This window comes from Arthrobacter sp. MDT2-16 (genome assembly GCF_054510925.1).
Genome location: NZ_JBTNDP010000001.1, coordinates 34,975 through 51,980 on the forward strand (window position 1 = coordinate 34,975; position 17,006 = coordinate 51,980).

At 69.2% G+C, this 17,006-nt stretch carries 15 protein-coding genes; 10 read left to right on the top strand and 5 right to left on the bottom strand.

Going from position 1 to position 17,006, the window contains the following annotated elements; translation table 11 throughout:
• Positions 1 to 23 precede the first annotated feature (23 nt).
• The gene (locus ACX80N_RS00160) at positions 24 to 1,040 is read right to left on the bottom strand and encodes a LacI family DNA-binding transcriptional regulator (RefSeq protein WP_459337831.1); all 1,017 of its coding nucleotides are present in this window, start codon (positions 1,038 to 1,040) and stop codon (positions 24 to 26) included.
• Positions 1,041 to 1,450: 410 nt separating this feature from the next.
• Here ACX80N_RS00160 and ACX80N_RS00165 point away from each other — a divergent pair, with 410 nt between their 5' ends.
• The gene (locus tag ACX80N_RS00165; RefSeq protein ID WP_459337832.1) at positions 1,451 to 1,780 is read left to right on the top strand and encodes a hypothetical protein; all 330 of its coding nucleotides are present in this window, start codon (positions 1,451 to 1,453) and stop codon (positions 1,778 to 1,780) included.
• A gap of 18 nt (positions 1,781 to 1,798) precedes the next feature.
• Complete coding sequence (gene ybaK / locus ACX80N_RS00170) at positions 1,799 to 2,293, top strand: Cys-tRNA(Pro) deacylase (protein WP_105032834.1); 495 nt, start codon at positions 1,799 to 1,801, stop codon at positions 2,291 to 2,293.
• Between the two features lie 33 nt (positions 2,294 to 2,326).
• On the opposite strand, the gene ACX80N_RS00175 is transcribed toward ybaK, so the two are convergent.
• Positions 2,327 to 3,163, bottom strand: coding sequence for a PhzF family phenazine biosynthesis protein (locus ACX80N_RS00175; RefSeq protein ID WP_459337833.1), 837 nt, complete (start codon positions 3,161 to 3,163; stop codon positions 2,327 to 2,329).
• 32 nt (positions 3,164 to 3,195) lie between these two features.
• Positions 3,196 to 4,650, bottom strand: a complete 1,455-nt coding sequence (locus ACX80N_RS00180) for an APC family permease (RefSeq protein WP_459337834.1) — start codon at positions 4,648 to 4,650, stop codon at positions 3,196 to 3,198.
• Between the two features lie 171 nt (positions 4,651 to 4,821).
• Here ACX80N_RS00180 and ACX80N_RS00185 point away from each other — a divergent pair, with 171 nt between their 5' ends.
• Positions 4,822 to 5,268, top strand: a complete 447-nt coding sequence (locus tag ACX80N_RS00185; protein WP_105032837.1) for a VOC family protein — start codon at positions 4,822 to 4,824, stop codon at positions 5,266 to 5,268.
• Positions 5,269 to 5,271: 3 nt separating this feature from the next.
• Entirely contained in the window at positions 5,272 to 5,925 is a 654-nt protein-coding gene (locus tag ACX80N_RS00190) for a maleylpyruvate isomerase family mycothiol-dependent enzyme (protein ID WP_459337835.1), read from the top strand.
• Here ACX80N_RS00190 and ACX80N_RS00195 read toward each other — a convergent pair.
• Positions 5,922 to 6,479, bottom strand: coding sequence for a TetR/AcrR family transcriptional regulator (locus ACX80N_RS00195; protein WP_459337836.1), 558 nt, complete (start codon positions 6,477 to 6,479; stop codon positions 5,922 to 5,924). The two genes, ACX80N_RS00190 and ACX80N_RS00195, sit on opposite strands and share 4 nt — an antisense overlap.
• A gap of 89 nt (positions 6,480 to 6,568) precedes the next feature.
• Here ACX80N_RS00195 and ACX80N_RS00200 point away from each other — a divergent pair, with 89 nt between their 5' ends.
• The 5 genes from ACX80N_RS00200 (at position 6,569) to ACX80N_RS00220 (ending at position 13,881) form a co-directional block, all read left to right on the top strand.
• Complete coding sequence (locus ACX80N_RS00200; RefSeq protein ID WP_459337837.1) at positions 6,569 to 8,356, top strand: ABC transporter ATP-binding protein; 1,788 nt, start codon at positions 6,569 to 6,571, stop codon at positions 8,354 to 8,356.
• Between the two features lie 201 nt (positions 8,357 to 8,557).
• Positions 8,558 to 10,624: a beta-galactosidase gene (locus ACX80N_RS00205; RefSeq protein ID WP_459337838.1), complete on the top strand. Its 2,067-nt coding sequence runs from the start codon at positions 8,558 to 8,560 to the stop codon at positions 10,622 to 10,624.
• On the top strand, positions 10,602 to 11,540 hold the full coding sequence (locus ACX80N_RS00210; protein ID WP_105032841.1) for a carbohydrate ABC transporter permease: 939 nt from the start codon (positions 10,602 to 10,604) through the stop codon (positions 11,538 to 11,540). Before ACX80N_RS00205 ends, ACX80N_RS00210 begins: the two co-directional genes overlap by 23 nt.
• A 95-nt stretch (positions 11,541 to 11,635) precedes the next feature.
• Entirely contained in the window at positions 11,636 to 12,469 is an 834-nt protein-coding gene (locus ACX80N_RS00215) for a carbohydrate ABC transporter permease (protein WP_459338453.1), read from the top strand.
• Positions 12,470 to 12,546: 77 nt separating this feature from the next.
• On the top strand, positions 12,547 to 13,881 hold the full coding sequence (locus tag ACX80N_RS00220) for an ABC transporter substrate-binding protein (protein WP_459337839.1): 1,335 nt from the start codon (positions 12,547 to 12,549) through the stop codon (positions 13,879 to 13,881).
• A 117-nt stretch (positions 13,882 to 13,998) separates the two neighbouring features.
• Here ACX80N_RS00220 and ACX80N_RS00225 read toward each other — a convergent pair whose 3' ends face one another.
• A complete protein-coding gene (locus tag ACX80N_RS00225; RefSeq protein WP_459337840.1) occupies positions 13,999 to 14,730 on the bottom strand; it encodes a trypsin-like serine protease in 732 nt (243 codons plus the stop codon).
• Between the two features lie 277 nt (positions 14,731 to 15,007).
• On the opposite strand from ACX80N_RS00225, the gene ACX80N_RS00230 reads away from it, so the two are divergent.
• Entirely contained in the window at positions 15,008 to 16,984 is a 1,977-nt protein-coding gene (locus ACX80N_RS00230) for an amylosucrase (RefSeq protein ID WP_459337841.1), read from the top strand.
• The last annotated feature ends 22 nt before the right edge of the window (positions 16,985 to 17,006 follow it).

Here is a 17,006-nt window from a genome sequence, read left to right on the forward strand (position 1 = left end):
CGCCCGCCCGGCCTGCGGGCGCGTCAGGCCGAGTCGCGCCAGACGACCGCGGTCTCGAGCACCTGCACCGGGCTCGGCAGGCCCCTGATCTGGGCCAGGACCAGTTCGGCGGCGGTGCTGCCGAGCAGGTCCGCGGGCTGCCTGACGGTGGACAGCTGGGGCCTGGTCCGCAGGGCCCAGCTGCTGTCGTCGAACCCGACGATCCCGACGTCGTCGGGCACCTTCCTCCCCGACTCCTGGAGCGCGGTCATGGCACCGGCGGCGACGGCGTCGGATGCGGCGAACACGCCGTCGATCTCCGGGCAGCGCCGCAGCAGTTCCTGCATGCCCTCGAGCCCGGCCGCATAGGTGTAGAGCGGGTACTCGACCACCAGCGAGGCGTCGAAGCGCGGGCCCATGGCGTCGCGGAAACCCGAGAAGCGGTCATGGCCGGAGTCGCGGTCCATGGCACTGGCGATCATGCCGATCCGCCGGCGGCCCGTGTCCACGAGGCGGCGGGTGATCGCGCGGGCCGCGGCCACGTTGTCGATCGCCACGTAGGGCAGGTCCGGCGTCCCGGGCGGATGCCCGACGAAGGCCGCGGGCACCCCGATGTCGCGCACGGCGGAGGCGATCGGGTCCGACGCGCGGGCCGAGACGATCACCGCTCCGTCCACGAGCCCGCCCCGGAGGTAGTCCGCCACCCTGCGGCTGTCCCGGTCCGAGTCGATGATGAGGGAGACCAGCTGGTAGTCGGCCCTCGACAGGACGGCGTTGGCACCGAGGAGGATCGACCCGATGTTCGGGTCCTCGAACAGGAGCGAGTGCGGCTCGTGGATGATCAGGGCGATCGCCCTGGATTCCTGCGTGACGAGGTTCCGTGCGGCCGAGTTGCGTACGTAGCCGACGCGGGCGATGGCCTCCTCGACGGCGGTGCGCGCCTCGTCCGAGACGTAGCGTTCGCCGTTGACGACCCGCGACACCGTACCCCGCGAAAGCCCGGCCGCGGTGGCGACGTCGTTGATGGTCGCCCGGCGGTTCCGGGTACGCGTCGGGGGCATACGTGTACTGTAGCCGAGCCGCCCCGCACCATCCGCGCCGGGGAGGAGTAGGGTGGGGGCAGTTGTCTAGAAGAAGGCGGCTGCCTTCGGTTCTTCTCGTCGCTGCCCCGCCCCTCGCGCCGGGTACGCGACAGCAGAGCACCATCCCCGGAAGGGGCGTGCACCATGAACGGCCAGGAAGCCTCTCCCCCGCAGCCGCTCGCAGGCGGTCCAGCGACCCACCCGATGTGTCCGAGCCCCGGCGTACGCCCGCCCGTCTGACGACCCGTCACCCCGCGGCGCCTTCGCGCGCTGACGCGGTGGATGCCCACCAGCGCATCCTCACCGCACCGACCGCCTCGAGCGAGTCGATCCCGCCGGCCCCATCCCTCGCCGGCCCCGCTTACGAGCACCTGCAAAGGATCATCACCATGACGCAGCACACCGAAGACTTCCTCCGCGAATGCATCACCGTCACCGACGACGGTTCTCTCGCCACCCTCGACGAGGTCGAGGGTCTCTACCTGTACTGGTGCTCCCTGCACACCGGGGCCGGAACGGACACCGGATCTCTCCTCGAGACGCTCGTCGCCCACGGGGCGGAGCCCGTGCAGCAGGACGGGGTGGACTACCTCGAAGGGGTGATCCTGGCGGGTCCCGTGGTGGCTGACTTCATCACGTCCTGCGATTTCGCGGGGGCCTGGGGCCACCCCGACCCCCGCATCTCGGAGCTCCTCCGGGACGTCGCCACGGCGTCGTAGGACCTGGAGGAGCAGGACATGGTGAGGAGAGCCGCGGATGCCGCAGGGACCCCGGCCCTTGCCGCACTTTCGGCGGCCGGTATCGCCTACACCGCCCGCCCCTACGAGCACCGGCCGGGCGCCCCGTCCTACGGGCTGGAGGCCGCGGCAGCCCTCGACGTCCCGCCCGCGCAGGTCTTCAAGACGCTCATGGCGAGCGTCGACGGTACCCTCGTGGCCGCCGTCGTGCCCGTCACCGGTTCCCTGGACCTCAAGGCCCTCGCCTCCGCCCTCGGCGGGCGGAAGGCGGCGATGGCCGACCCCGCTCTCGCACAGCGCCGGACGGGGTACGTCCTCGGCGGGATCTCCCCGCTGGGGCAGCGCCGACCGTCACCCGTGGTCATCGACGCGACCGCGCTCCACCACCCGACCGTCTTCGTGTCCGGAGGCCGGCGCGGGCTGGACATCGAGGTGGCGCCGGCCGACCTCGTCCGCGTGACGGACGCGATGACGGCACCGATCGCGGGACCCTGACTCCGGGCCTCGTCGCTCGACCCGGCGGGCGCCCTAGGCGCTGATCGGCACCGCGCCGCCGGAGACCGTCAGGCCACCGGTCGGCGCGATACCCACCGTGATGAGCGAGGGACGTCCGACATCGGCCCCCTGATGCACGGTGAGCATGGCGGGCGGCGCCACCTCGCCCCGCGCCCGGAGGTACGCGCCGAGCGACGCCGCTGCCGACCCCGTCGCCGGATCCTCCCGCACCCCGCCCGGCGGGAACGGATTCCGCGCCTCGAAGACGAGCGGCCCCAGCCGGTGCACGACGGCGATCGTGGCTCCCCACCCCTGTGCGGCCATCAGCGTCTTCAACCCGTCGTAGTCGTAGTCGAGCCCCCGGAGGACCGCCGCGGTCCGCACGGGCACGATCGGATGGATGTTCCCGGCGAAGGACAGCATCACCGGCAGGTCGGCCGCGAGGTCCTCCTCGGTGAGCCGGAGGTGCCGCAGGAGCTCGATCCGGACCTCGACGCCGATCTTCCCGACCCACGGCTCGACGGTCACGAGGGACGCGACGATGCGGTCGCCCACTGTCTCGGTGCTGAGGTCTACCGGACCCACGGGCGTGGACAGGACCAGCGCTCCCGGCCCCTCGCGTCCGGCGAGCGCGACGCCGGTGGCGATCGTCGCATGACCGCAGAACGGGATCTCCGCCTCCGGTGCGAAGTAGCGCACAGTCGCCGCTCCCGGCGACCGATGCGACACGAAGGCGCTCTCCGCGTAGCCGAGGTCGGCGGCGACGGCCTGCATCTGCGCGGGGGTGAGGGCATCGGCGTCGAGCACCACGCCTGCGGGATTGCCGCCGTCGGGCCGGTCTGTGAACGCCGCGTAGCGGAGGATCTCCATGGTGCGATGCTATCGGCCCGCAGGGATCAGGATCAGGCGTCGATCGCCGTCGGGTCGCCCGCCCGCGTGTTGGTCCGCCGGTTGATGAGCCATGTGACGACCCAGAGAACGACGCCGATCGCCATGAGTCCACCGGCGATCTGGTACTGCACCGCCGGGCGGCCGACCCAGGGACCGGCGAGGAACGCGCACAGGAGCGCGGCCACGATGGGCAGCGGGCCGGGAGAGGTGAAGAACACCTTGCGATTGACGTCCCGCTTGCGCCGCAGCACCACGCAGGCGACGTTCACCACGGTGAACACGCACAGGAGCAGGAACGCCGTGGTGCCCGAGAGGTTGGCGACGATGTTGCTCTCGGGGTCGCTGGTCACGTAGAGGATGAGGCCGAGTGCCAGGAGCGTGGAGAAGGCGATACCGGCCCAGGGGGTGCAGCGGACGGGGAGCACCTTCGCGAGCGGGCGGGGCAGGACGTCCTGCCGAGCCATCCCGTAGATCAGGCGGCTGGCCATCAGCATGTTGATCAGTGCCGTGTTCGCCACGGCGAAGACGGCGAGGAACGGGAAGATCCTGTCGATCGGGAAGTCGGGCGAGCCCTTGTGGACCACCTCGAGCAGGGCCGCGCCCTCGGCCTCGCGGATGCCCTCGAGCTCGGTGGGGCTGAGCACCGTGACCACCGAGACGGCCACCAGCATGTAGACGACGACGGCGATCCCCAGGCCGGTCAGCATGGTGCGCGGGAAGATGCGCTCGGGGTTCTGGGTCTCCTCCACCATGTTCACGGAGTCCTCGAAGCCCACCATGGCGAAGAACGCGATGGAGGTCGCCGCGGTCACCGCGAGGAAGAGGCCCTTGTCCTGGTAGTCGTTGAACACGAAGATCTCGCCCACGTTGCCGTTGCCCTGCGCCATCACGAAGAACCCGACACCGATCACGATGCACAGCGCCACCACCTCGACGAGCGTCAGCACCACGTTGAACTTCACGCTCTCGCCCACACCGCGCAGGTTGATCACGGCCAGCAGGAGCATGAACCCGAGGGCCACGGCCGTGATGACGCCCTGACCGGGCACGGCCATCCAGCCGTTGACCTCGAGCCCCCCGAAGAAATTCTGCGCCAGCACGTTCGCCGACGTCGCGGCGCTCGTGATGCCCGAACAGACGACGGCGAAGGCCACCAGGAACGTGACGAAGTGGATGCCGAACGCCTTGTGCGTGTACAGGGCGGCTCCGGCCGCCTGCGGATACTGCGTCACGAGTTCGAGGTAGGAGAACGCGGTCATCGTCGCCACCATGAAGGCCAGGAGGAACGGCAGCCAGACCAGCCCGCCCACGGTCCCGGCCATCGTCCCGGTCACGGCGTAGACGCCGGCGCCGAGGATGTCCCCCACGATGAACAGCAGGAGCAGCTTCGGCCCGAGGACCCGCTTGAGTTCCGGTTCTCCGGTGGTGGTCGGTGCATCGGACGCATGTTCGGCAGAAGTACTCATGGTCGGCCTCCCCTGGGGTTTTCCCCCTTACTGTTGCCCTGTTGGGCCCGCTTAGCAAGGGGTGGACAGGAAGAGGTGGGGCACCGATGATTCTTCAGGCGGGCCTGCGTCCAACAGGTACAAGGTTCGGCAGCAGCTGCCGGAACACCACCCAGGAACAGGAGAACGGCCATGGCCACGAACGTCTTCATCAACCTCCCCGTCAGCGACCTCGCACGGTCCAAGGCCTTCTACACCAGCTTCGGCTGGACGCTGAACCCGGACTTCTCCAATGACGACGCCGGTGCGGTCGCCATCAGCGACACCATCTTCCTGATGATCCTGACCCACCAGCACTGGGCGCAGTTCACGGACAAGCCCGTCGCCGACGCCCACGCCACCTCCGCCGTCATCAATGCCATCAGCGTGGACGCGCCCGAGGACGTCGATGCTCTCGTGGGCCGGGCCGTCGCGGCCGGTGCCGTCGAAGGCAGGTCGCAGGAACTCGGCTTCATGCGCTCGCGCTCCTTCGCCGATCCCGACGGACACACCTGGGAAGTGATGTGGATGGATCCCATCGCCCAGACCGGCGACTGGGAAGCCGTCGGCGCCAAGTACGGCGACCAGCAGCCGGCCTGACGCATGCCCGGGACCACCACCGGCACCGATGCCCTGTGGGAGATGGCCCACGCCGAACGGGCCTCCCTCGCCCGGGACCTCGCCGCCCTCCGACCCGAGCAGTGGCGGGCACCCACGCTGTGCGGCGAGTGGGACGTCGAGGACGTCACCGCACACCTCTCGGCCGCAGCATCGGTGGGCCGGGGGCGGTGGATCAGGAGCATGCTGCTGGCCGGTTTCCGCCCGGGGGTACACAACCGGCGACGCCTGGCCGAACACCGGGGCGCCTCACCCGCCGGCACGCTCGAGCGGTTCCGGGAGGTGATGGACCTGTCGATCGCGCCGTCGTCGGACATCCCCGCCTACCTCGGTGAGGTGGTGGTGCATGCCCAGGACATCCGGTCGCCGCTCGGTATCCCGACCCGGCCCGGCATCGAGGCGCTGCTCCCCGTGGCGGAGTTCTTCGTGGCCAGGAACTTCACCGTCCCGAGTCGCCGGAACGCCGCGGGCCTCCGGCTCGTCGCGACGGACGCTTCCTTCACCGCGGGCGAGGGTCCGGAGGTGAAGGGCACGCTGCTCGCACTCGTGATGTGCCTTGCCGGCCGGGCCGCCTACCTCGACGAACTCGACGGCCCGGGCATGCCCCTGCTGCGCGCGCGGATCGCGACGGAAGGCTAGCCGCGCGGTCGGACGGCGCCGTCGAGCGTGCGGAGCAGCAGTTCCAGGGCGTCGTGGCGTGAGCTTCCGTGTTCCTGCATCCAGGCCCACCCCGAGTAGAGCGAGCACCACAGGACGTTCACCAGCCACAGGGCGGGCTGGCCCGGGTCGAGGCTGCCGTCGTCGTGCCCCCGCTCGCAGACCCGCACGGACAGCCCGGCCTCGTCGTCGGGCAGTGCGCCGTCGAGCTCCACGACGCCGTTGAACACGAGCGCCAGGACGTCGCCGAGGTCGAAGTACTCCCGGCACAGTCGCAGAAGTGCCTCCCGCCCGGTGCCGTCGAGGAGCCGGGCGCGGGCATGGGCCGCGGCTACGGCCCGACCGCATTCCTCCGTGACCCCGGCCACCAGGTCCGAGCGTTCGGCGAAGTACCGGTGCAGGGTGGTGCGGCCCACGCCCGCCGCGTCCGCCACGTCCGCCAGGCTCGCCGACGGGTCCGAGGCGAGCGTCGTCACCGCCGCGGCGACGATCGCCTGACGGGTGCGGGAGCGTACTCCGGTTGCTGGTGCGGTCACGCGAGCGACACTACTCCATCCCGATTCGAGTAGTCGCTGACTCTGCAGACTATTGACCAGACTGGTACACCGATGTTCCATTGTGGAGCATGAGGCTCCGAATACTGCTCACCCTGCTGTCTCCGCACCGCGCCACGTTGCTCGTCGGCCTCCTGCTGGGCCTGCTCGCCAGCGCTGCGGGTCTCGCTACTCCCCTGGTCACGAAGTGGGTGCTCGATTCACTGGCTACGGCCGACACGGCCGACACCCTGGTGAGCCCGGTGGTGTGGCTGCTCGCACTCGTGATCGCCGGGGCGGTGGTCTCGTTCGCCCAGTGGATCCTGTTCGGGAGGCTGGGTGAACAGGTGGTGCTCGCCGCCCGCCGGATGCTGGTCGGCACGGTGCTGCGGGCGCGGGTGGGGTCGGTGGCGCGAACGCCGTCCGGCGAGGTGGTCACGCGGGTCACCAGCGACACCGGCCTTCTGCACCAGGCCTCGGCCAGCCTCGTGGGACTCGTCAACGCCGTCGTGATGCTCGTCGGGACGCTCGTGCTCATGCTCGTGCTGGACCCGCCTCTCCTTGGCATCACGGTGGTGGCCGTCGGCGTGGTCACGGCCCTCATGGTCCTGCTGCTGCCGCGCATCGCCGTCGCCGAGGCGAGAGCCCAGGAGGCCGTGGGAAATATCGGGTCCACGCTGGAGGGCGCCGTCCGTGCCATCCGCACGGTCAAGGCGAGCCGGGCGGAGGCCAGGATCCTCGACAGCATCGGCTCCCACATCGACACCGCCGCCCGCTTCGGGGTGCGGTCAGCGGTGACGCAGGCGTGGGTCTGGACGATCGCGTGGACGGGACTGCAACTCGCGATCATCGTCATCCTCGGCGTCGGTGCATGGCGGGTGGCGCAGGGCGACATGCCCGTCTCGACGCTGATCGCTTTCCTGCTGTACGCGTTCGGGCTGATGGGACCGCTCACGGAGCTGACCCAGAACCTCACGGCTCTGCAGTCCGGTATCGCGGCCGCCGAGCGGATCGGTCAGATGGACAGGTTCGAGCCGGAGCCGACCACCGTTCCCGACGGACCGATGGCACCGGCGGATGCGGGCACCCCCTGCATCCTCGAGTTCGACGACGTCAGCGCGCGGTACGGCCCGGACGCCGGCGAGGCTGTCGCAGGCATCACCCTCGGGATCCCGAGGCGGGGTCACCTCGCCATCGTCGGCCCGTCCGGCGCCGGCAAGACCACCCTGCTCTCCCTGCTGCTGCGTTTCCTCGAACCCTCGGCGGGCGGGATGGTCCTCGACGGGAGGCCGTACGCGCAGTGGACCCCGCAGCAGGTGCGGGCGCGGCTCGCCTACGTGGAGCAGGAGACGCCCCTCGTGCCCGGCACGGTGCGCGAGAACATCACCTTCACGCACCCGGACGCCTCGGACGAGGAGGTCGCGGCCGCGCTGGCGGCCGTCCGCCTCACCGACGTCGTCGCCGCCCTGCCCCATGGGCTCGACACCTCGCTCCAGGCAGGCCAGCTGTCGGGCGGCCAGCGTCAGCGGGTCGCCGTCGCACGCGCGGTCCTGCGCACACCCGACGTCCTGATACTCGACGAGGCGACCGCACAGGTGGACGGCGTGACCGAGCAGGCGCTGCAGCGGTGCATCACCGACGTCGCCTCCGGCGCCGCGGTCGTCACCGTGGCACACCGCCTCTCCACGGTCCTCGACGCCGACAGGATCGTGGTCATGGACGGCGGGCGGATCCGGGACATCGGGACTCACGAGGCGCTGCTCGGCCGGGACGCACTGTACTGCGGACTCGTCGTCGCGCTTCGGATCCACGACGACGCCTCGGACCATCCCGGACAGTCCGCCGACGGTGTCCGACGGTCTGCCGGGACCAGCGCCTGAGTCCACCGCCTCCGGCGCGCCGAATCAGCCTGGCCGCTTCCGGTCGCCGTTGACACCGAATGTGGCCGGCATTACTCTGGGAGCGTTCACACATTCTCGATGGAGAGTACGCCGCCCGGTTCTGGGAACGTTCACAGAACTGCGCCGTGGTCTGTTCTCCGGCATCGCCCGAGAACAGGTACCGCAGCATGAGGAGCAGGTTTGGCACCCACAACCACCGTCGCAGGACTGTCCGGCAACGGAGAGCTCGTCTACGGGTGTGACTACAACCCCGAGCAGTGGGACGCCGCCGTCTGGCGTGAGGACGTCCGACTCATGAAGGAAGCCGGCGTCAACCTCGTGGCCGTCAACATCTTCGGGTGGGCGGAGCTCGAGCCGGAGGAGGGAGTGTTCCGGTTCGAGGACCTCGACGCCGTCATGGACCTCCTCGCCGAACACGGCATCGGCGTGAACCTCGGCACCGGCACCTCGTCCACCCCCGCCTGGCTCACCACGGCCCACCCCGAGATGCTCCCCCGCACCGCCGACGGCACCAGCCGCTGGCCCGGCGGCCGCCAGGCGTTCTGCCCCAGCTCCCCCGTCTACCGGCGGCACGCCCTGGCCCTGGTGGAGCAGGTCTCCGCCCGCTACGGCAGCCACCCGGCCCTGCGCCTGTGGCACGTCTCCAACGAGCTCGGCTGCCACAACTCCCTGTGCTACTGCGACGTCTCGGCCGAGGCCTTCCGGGGCTGGCTCCGGACCCGCTACGAGACCCTCGACGCACTCAATGCCGCCTGGGGCACCGCCTTCTGGAGCCAGCGGTACTCCGCGTGGGAGCAGGTGCTGCCCCCGAGGCTCACCCTCTCGGCCCTGAACCCCACGCAGACGCTCGACTTCCACCGCTTCAGCTCCGACGAGCTGCTCGCACACTACTCGGCCGAGGAGTCGGTCCTGCGTCGCAACAGCACCGTCCCGGTGACCACCAACTTCATGGTCGCCGCGCACATCCGCGACCAGGACTACTGGTCCTGGGCGCCGGAGATGGACGTCATCGCGAACGACCACTACCTCGACCACCGTCTCGGCGCGCCGGACGCGGAACTCGCGTTCGCCGCCGACACCACCCGCGGGCTCGCCCAGGGACTGCCCTGGCTGCTCATGGAACACTCCACGGGTGCCGTGAACTGGCAGCCCCGCAACATCGCCAAGGGTCCCGGGGAGATGCTCCGCAACTCCCTGACCCACCTCGCGCGGGGTGCTGACGGCCTGTGCTTCTTCCAGTGGCGCGCGTCGCTGCAAGGGAGCGAGAAGTTCCACTCCGCAATGCTCCCCCACGCCGGCACCGATTCGCAGGTCTGGCGCGACGTCGTCGAACTCGGCGCCACGCTCGGAAGACTCCGGGAGGTCGCGGGCACCACGGTGCACGCCGACGTCGCGCTCGTCTTCAGCTGGGAGGCATGGTGGGCGCACGACCAGGAGTCGCACCCGTCGGGCGACGTGCGCTACATCGAGCAGGTCCACGCCGCCTACAAGGCCCTGTGGGACGCCGGCGTCACGGTGGACATCGTGGCTCCCGGCGCGGATCTCTCCGCCTACAAGCTCGTGGTGGTGCCGAACCTCTACCTCGTGCGCGACGAGCACGCCGCCGTCATCAGCGACTTCGTGACGAACGGCGGCTCCGCATTCATCACGTTCTTCAGCGGCATCGTCGACGAGAACGAGAGGGTGCGGCCCGGCGGTTACCCGGGAGCCTTCCGTGACCTCCTCGGCATCCGTTCCGAGGAGTTCTTCCCCCTCGATCCCGCGCACCCCCTGACCCTCGACAACGGCTCACCCGCCACGCTCTGGTCCGAGTCCCTGCGCCTCACCTCGGCCGAGGCCGTCCTCAGCTACGCGACCGGCCACCACACCGGGACACCGGCCGTGACCCGCAACCGCGTCGGAGCGGGCGAGGCGTGGTACGCCGGGACCGTGCTCGACGGCGGCGTACTCAGGGACCTGCTGCTCCGGGCAGCGGTCACCGCCGGCGTGGAGGTGCCCGAGGCGCAGTCCGGCCTCGAGGTCGTCGCGCGCCGCGGCGACGGGCGCGAGTACGTCTTCCTCATCAACCACACCACCGAGGACCGCAAGCACCGGGTCAGCGGTCTGGAACTGCTGACCGCCGAGGCCGTGGCCGACGTCGTCGTGGTTCCCGCAGGCGCCGTCCGCGTCGTGCGCACCACTCCAGCAACCACCGACACCGACGGCTCGACCCAGGGCCGAAAGGATGCAGGCCATGTCAGTTCTTAGCACTCCGGCCGAGGCCCCCAAGGCGGCCCCGGTCTCGAGGAGGACCCGCTCGTCGGGAGCGCAGCGCCGCGCCGTGGCGCTGTTCATCGCGCCGTTCGCGATCCTCTTCCTCGCCTTCTACGCGATCCCGATCGTGTACGCCGTCGTGCAGTCGCTGCTCACCGTGGAGCGCGAGGGCACCTTCGGCAGGCCCCGGCAGGTCTTCGGGGGCTTCGTCCAGTACGAGCAGGTCTTCCAGAACACCGCGTTCTGGGAATCGGTGGGGCGCGTGCTGCTCTTCGGCGTGGTGCAGGTGCCGATCATGCTCGGCCTCGCCCTCCTGTTCGCGCTGCTGCTCGACTCGCCGCTGCTGAAGGGCAAGAAGTTCTTCCGGCTCGCGTTCTTCGCCCCCTACGCCGTCCCCGGCGTCATCGCGGCCATCATGTGGGGTTTCCTGTACTCGCCGTCGCTCTCGCCGTTCGGCGCAGTCACCTCGAACGTCGACCTGCTGGGCGGCAACCTCGTGCTGTGGGCGATCGCGAACATCGTCACCTGGGTCTACGTGGGCTACAACATGCTCATCATCTACTCGTCGCTGCTCGCGATCCCCACGGAGATCTACGAGGCGGCACGGCTCGACGGCGCCAGCAACATCCAGATCGCCTGGCGCATCAAGATCCCCCTGGTGATCCCGGCCATCATCCTGACGGCGGTGTTCTCGATCATCGGCACGCTCCAGCTCCTGGCCGAGCCCCAGACGCTCCGCAGCTTCAGCTCGGCGATCAACAGCACGTTCACCCCGAACCTCGCGGTCTACACGACGGCGTCGGTGCCGAACTACAACCTCGCCGCGGCGTTCTCGGTGGTCCTCGCACTCGCCACCTTCATCCTCTCCTTCGTCTTCCTCAAGTCCACCCAGCGGAAGGTAACCCAGTGACGGCAGCCCCAGCCACCGCGTCCAAGCGCCATCGTGGCGGGAGTTCGACGGCGGACAGCGCCGGCAGGCATGCCCGCGGTCCCCGTCAGAGCATCATGTCCCGCAGTGCGGCGATGCTCATCATGGGTGTCTTCACCCTGTACTTCCTGACCCCCATCTGGTGGCTGCTCACCACGTCCACCAAGACGGGCGGCGAGATCACGTCCACCGCTCCCCTGTGGTTCACGGGCAACTCCGCCGGGACCTTCTTCGCCAACCTCGGGCGCCTGTTCAGCTACGGCGACGGGCTGTTCGGCCGCTGGCTGCTCAACTCCGCCCTCTACGCGGGTGTCGGCGCCCTGATCGGCACGATCATCGCGGCGATGTGCGGGTACGCCCTCGCCAAGTACGAGTTCCGGGGGCGCGAGGCGATCTTCAACATCGTGCTCAGCGGGGTCCTCGTGCCCGCCACGGCGCTGGCTCTCCCCCTGTTCCTCATCTTCAGCCGCGTGGAGCTGACCAACACCATGTGGGCCGTGTTCCTGCCGAGCCTCGTCAGCCCGTTCGGCGTGTACCTGGCCCGTATCTACGCCGCAGCCAGCGTGCCCAACGAACTGCTCGAAGCGGCCCGCCTGGACGGCTCGGGTGAGATCCGCACGTTCTTCACGGTGTCCACGCGCCTCATGGCACCGGCCCTCGTCACGATCTTCCTCTTCCAGTTCGTGGCGATCTGGAACAACTTCTTCCTGCCCCTGATCATGCTCCGCGACCAGGTGCTCTTCCCCGTGACGCTGGGTCTGTACGCCTGGAACAGCCAGATCAGCCAGATCCCCGAGCTGCGCTCCCTCGTGATCGTCGGCGCGCTCGTCTCGATCCTCCCGCTGATCATCGCCTTCCTCGCACTCCAGCGTTTCTGGAGCAGCGGCCTCGGCGCAGGCGGCGTCAAGTAGCACCCCAGTCTCCCGACCAGCACCACAGGTGCACGGGCGACCGCCCCTGCACCGCACTACCACCGATAGGAAAGACAATGCGCGCGCATTACGGAAAAGTCACCGCGGCCTTTGCCATGATCTCTGCGCTGGCTCTCTCCGGCTGTTCAGCCGGCGGAGACAGCACCGAGGCAGGAGCCGAAGCGGCTCCCTGCGAGGCCTCCGAGGGCCCTGTCACCCTGAACTTCACCACGTGGGTCCCCGGCATGGACGAGGTCGTCAAGCTGTGGAACGCCGAGAACCCCGACATCCAGGTCGAGGTGCAGACCGGCCCCAACGGCAACTCGGGGACCTACCAGAACTTCTTCAACCAGATCCAGGCCGGCAACGCACCCGACCTCGGCCAGATCGAGTACGACGCGCTGCCGAACTTCCGTGTCCAGGACGGACTGGAGAACATCGCAGCGTGCGAGGGCGTCGCCGACGCGCAGGACAAGTTCGTCGACTGGACCTGGGGCCAGGTGACCTTCGGCGAAGAGGGCTCCGTCTACGCCGTCCCCCAGGACAGCGGCCCCATGGCCATGTACTACCGCGCCGACCTCTTCGAGGCCGCCGGCATCGAGGTCCCCACCACCTGGGAGGAGTACGCCGCGGCAGCCGAGCAGATCAAGGCGCAGGGCTCCTACATCACCAACTTCCCGAAGCAGGACGTCAACTGGTTTGCCGGCATGGTCTGGCAGAACGGTGGCCAGTGGTTCGCGAACGACGGCGAGAGCTGGGACGTCAACCTGACGAGCCCCGAGTCCGAGGAGGTCGCCACCTACTGGCAGGACCTGCTCTCCAAGGACCTCGTCTCCACGCTGCCGTCCTTCTCGGACGAGTGGAACGCGTCCTTCAACCAGGGCCAGCAGTGGACCTGGGTGTCCGCCGTGTGGGGCGCGACCACCCTCTCCGACGGGGCTCCCGACACCGCCGGCAAGTGGGCCGTCGCCCCGATGCCGCAGTGGGAGGACGGCGGGGAGACCGCCGGTAACTGGGGCGGTTCGTCCACGGCGGTCCTGAAGGGCTCCGAGCACCCGGCCGAGGCCGCGAAGTTCGCGCTGTGGCTCAACACCGATCCCGAAGCCCTCGCGCTCGCCAACGAACTCGGCGGCATCTACCCGGCAGCGAAGTCCGCGACCGAGCTCGAAGCCTTCGCCGGCGGCGTCGACTACTACGGCGGACAGAAGATCTACGAGGTCTTCGCCGACGCGTCCTCGAACGTGGACCCGAACTTCACCTGGGGCCCCACGATGACGCAGACCTACACGGACGTCTCGGACGGGTTCGGTGCAGCCATCGGCGGCTCCGGCACCCTCATGGACGCCCTCGAGAACGGGCAGCAGAAGACGATCGACTCCCTGAAGTCGCAGTCCATCCCCGTCTCGGAGTAGCACGGAGCAGCACCTCGCTCCATCGTGTTGCCCACTGTTGCTGACAGGGCGGGCACTACGGAGAACGAAACAGGAGCCGGCCCCCTCGCGGGAGCCGGCTCCTGTTCTGCAGGTGCCCTAGTTCCGAACGAGGTAGTCCGCGAGCCAACCCTGCACGACGGGGATGTCCACGCGCTGGTAACCGCCGAGGTAGCGGCAGTTCGCGGTGTACCCGTAACTCGTCACGGCCACGAGGTAACCGCCGAGGAAGACGGGCCCACCCGAGTCCCCGAAACAGGTTCCGCCTCCCCCTCGGTTGTCGTTCGGGTTGCCCTGCAGCTGCAGGATCTGCGGGGTCAGCTTCTGGCCCGGCGACGTGGTGTTGCGACGGATGAGCGGATACGACATGGGCTGGGGCTTCTGCGGCCCGGCCTCCGGCTTGCGCACCTCGGTGCCGTAACCCACCACCTCGAACAGGGTTTTGTTGAGTACGGGAGACCCGAACTGATCGAGGTATCCGATCGGGGCAACCTTCGCCGGCTGGATGCCGGTGATCGCCCCATCCAGGACGATGACCCCGACGTCGTTCCAGTTGGACAGGTCCGTGAAGTCCGAATAGGCGGGGTGGGTAGCCGCACTTCCCGACAAGTAGCCTGCGCGGGCGATTTCCGCGTCCGTGTACCCGACGGAGGGGTCCGCTGCGAAAGGGAACGGTGACGGTGGCGCCTCGGCCACCACGGAGTCGAACGTGACCAGGGTGCTCCCTACGGTCCCATCGGTGCAGTGCGCGGCTGTCAGGAGGATCGTCGGCTCGATCAGGGTGGCCGAACAACGAAACCGCTGGCCGTCCTCCCCATAGGCCAGGATCAATCCGACATTTGGATGTTCTTCGCCATCTGGCTCGCCTCCCGTGATGGCCGAGGCGGGGGTTGTCCCGACGACGGACAAGGCAATCGCCATCGATGCCAGCAAGGCGGAACTACGGAGAAAACGTCTCATCATTGCGACCTTTCCAGGGATGTGGTGGGAGGAGACTACTCCCACGCCGGCGATGGAGCCACCATTCCCCCTTTCCGGACAGCGGTACGCGTTGAAGCACGCACGGGGCGGCCCGCCGAGCCCTGCCCGACTGCAATAGGCTTGCCGGATGAGTTCTCCGCACACCCTGCCCGAGGGTCGATTTCGGGCAGCGCTCGAGTCCGCACGCCGGCAGAGTACTACGGACGCCGATTGGGAGTCGTTCCGGGCACGCTTCGGCGCGGAGTTCCCGCGCCTGCGGTCGCTCTTCCACAGGATCTACGGACCCGGCTCGGACGACGAGCTGCTGCAGGTGGTCCTGGACGCGGCCACCTCGTGGCAGGACCGGCCCGCGGATCTGAAGGCCCTCGACGCGGACCGGGCGATGACATCCGACTGGTTCTCCTCCCACCGGATGCTCGGGGGTGTCTGCTACGTGGACCTGTACGCGGGAAGCCTCGCACGGCTTCGCGAACGCATCCCCTACTTCCGGGAGCTGGGGCTGACGTACCTGCATCTGATGCCGTTGTTCCTGGCGCCGGAGGAGAACTCCGACGGTGGATATGCGGTCTCCAGCTACCGCGACGTGGACCCCGCACTCGGCACCATGGACGAGCTCGCGGACCTCGCCCGGGAGCTGCGCGAGAGCGGCATCGCCCTGGTGGTCGACTTCATCTTCAACCACACCTCCGACGAGCACGAATGGGCCCGCAGGGCGGTCGCGGGCGATCCCGACTACCAGGACTTCTACTGGATCTACCCCGATCGCGACATGCCCGATGCCTACGAGCGGACGGTGCGGGAGATCTTCCCCGACGACCACCCGGGCTCCTTCGTGCAGCTCGAGGACGGCCGGTGGATCTGGGCCACGTTCCACTCCTTCCAGTGGGACCTCAACTACGGCAACCCGCGGGTGTTCCGCGCCATGGCCGGCGAGATGCTGTACCTGGCGAACCAGGGCGTGGACATCGTCCGGATGGACGCTGTCGCGTTCATCTGGAAGCAGCTGGGCACCACGTGTGAGAGCCTGCCCGAGGCCCACCTGCTGCTGCAGGCGTTCAATGCCGTCTGCCGACTCGCCGCCCCGTCGCTGCTGTTCAAGTCCGAGGCGATCGTGCACCCCGACGAGGTCGTGCAGTACATCGACCCCGGAGAGTGCCAGCTCAGCTACAACCCCCTGCAGATGGCGCTGATCTGGAACTCCCTGGCCACCCGGGAGGTGTCCCTGCTCGCCCAGGCCCTCGAACGCAGGCATGACATCCCCGAGGGCACCGCGTGGGTGAACTACGTGCGCAGCCACGACGACATCGGGTGGACGTTCTCCGACGAGGACGCCGCGGAGTTCGGCATCGACGGCTACGACCACCGCCGGTTCCTCAACGCCTTCTACGTCGACCGCTTCCCCGGAAGCTTCGCGCGCGGCGTCCCCTTCCAGGACAACCCCCGCACCGGCGACTGCCGGATCTCCGGCACCACGGCCTCACTGGCCGGCCTCGAAGCAGCAGCCATCCCGGGACTCGACCAGGGAGACGACACCTCGGCCGCGGCAGATGGCGCTGCAGACACCGCAGCCGATGCGGCGGTGGCGCGGATCCTCCTGGCGCACTCGATCATCCTCAGTACCGGCGGGATCCCGCTGCTCTACCTCGGCGACGAGGTGGGCCAGCTCAACGACTACTCCTACCTCGACGACCCTGCCAAGGCCGGCGACAGCCGCTGGGTGGGGCGCCCGGTCTACCCGGCCGAGGCCTACGCGCAGCGCAACGATCCGACCACGCACGCCGGTGCGGTCTTCACCGGACTCACCCGCCTGATCCAGGTCCGCAAGCACACCCCGGAATTCGCCGGCGGACGGCTCGTACCCTTCCACACCCGCAACCCGCACGTCCTCGGCTACCAGCGCCCCGGCCGGCCCGACAGCCGGTCGGACAGCCGGGAGTCCACCGTCGTCGTGTTCGCGAACTTCGCCGACACGGCGCAGGAGATCACGGCCGAGACGCTGTCCGGGCTGCCGGAGTCGGCACTGGAACTCATCACCGGCGAGCGCGAGTTGCTCCGCCCGGGACTGACGCTCGAGCCGCACGGCGTGCGGTGGTACCGCCTGTAAGCGTGCGAAGGGATGCCGGTGG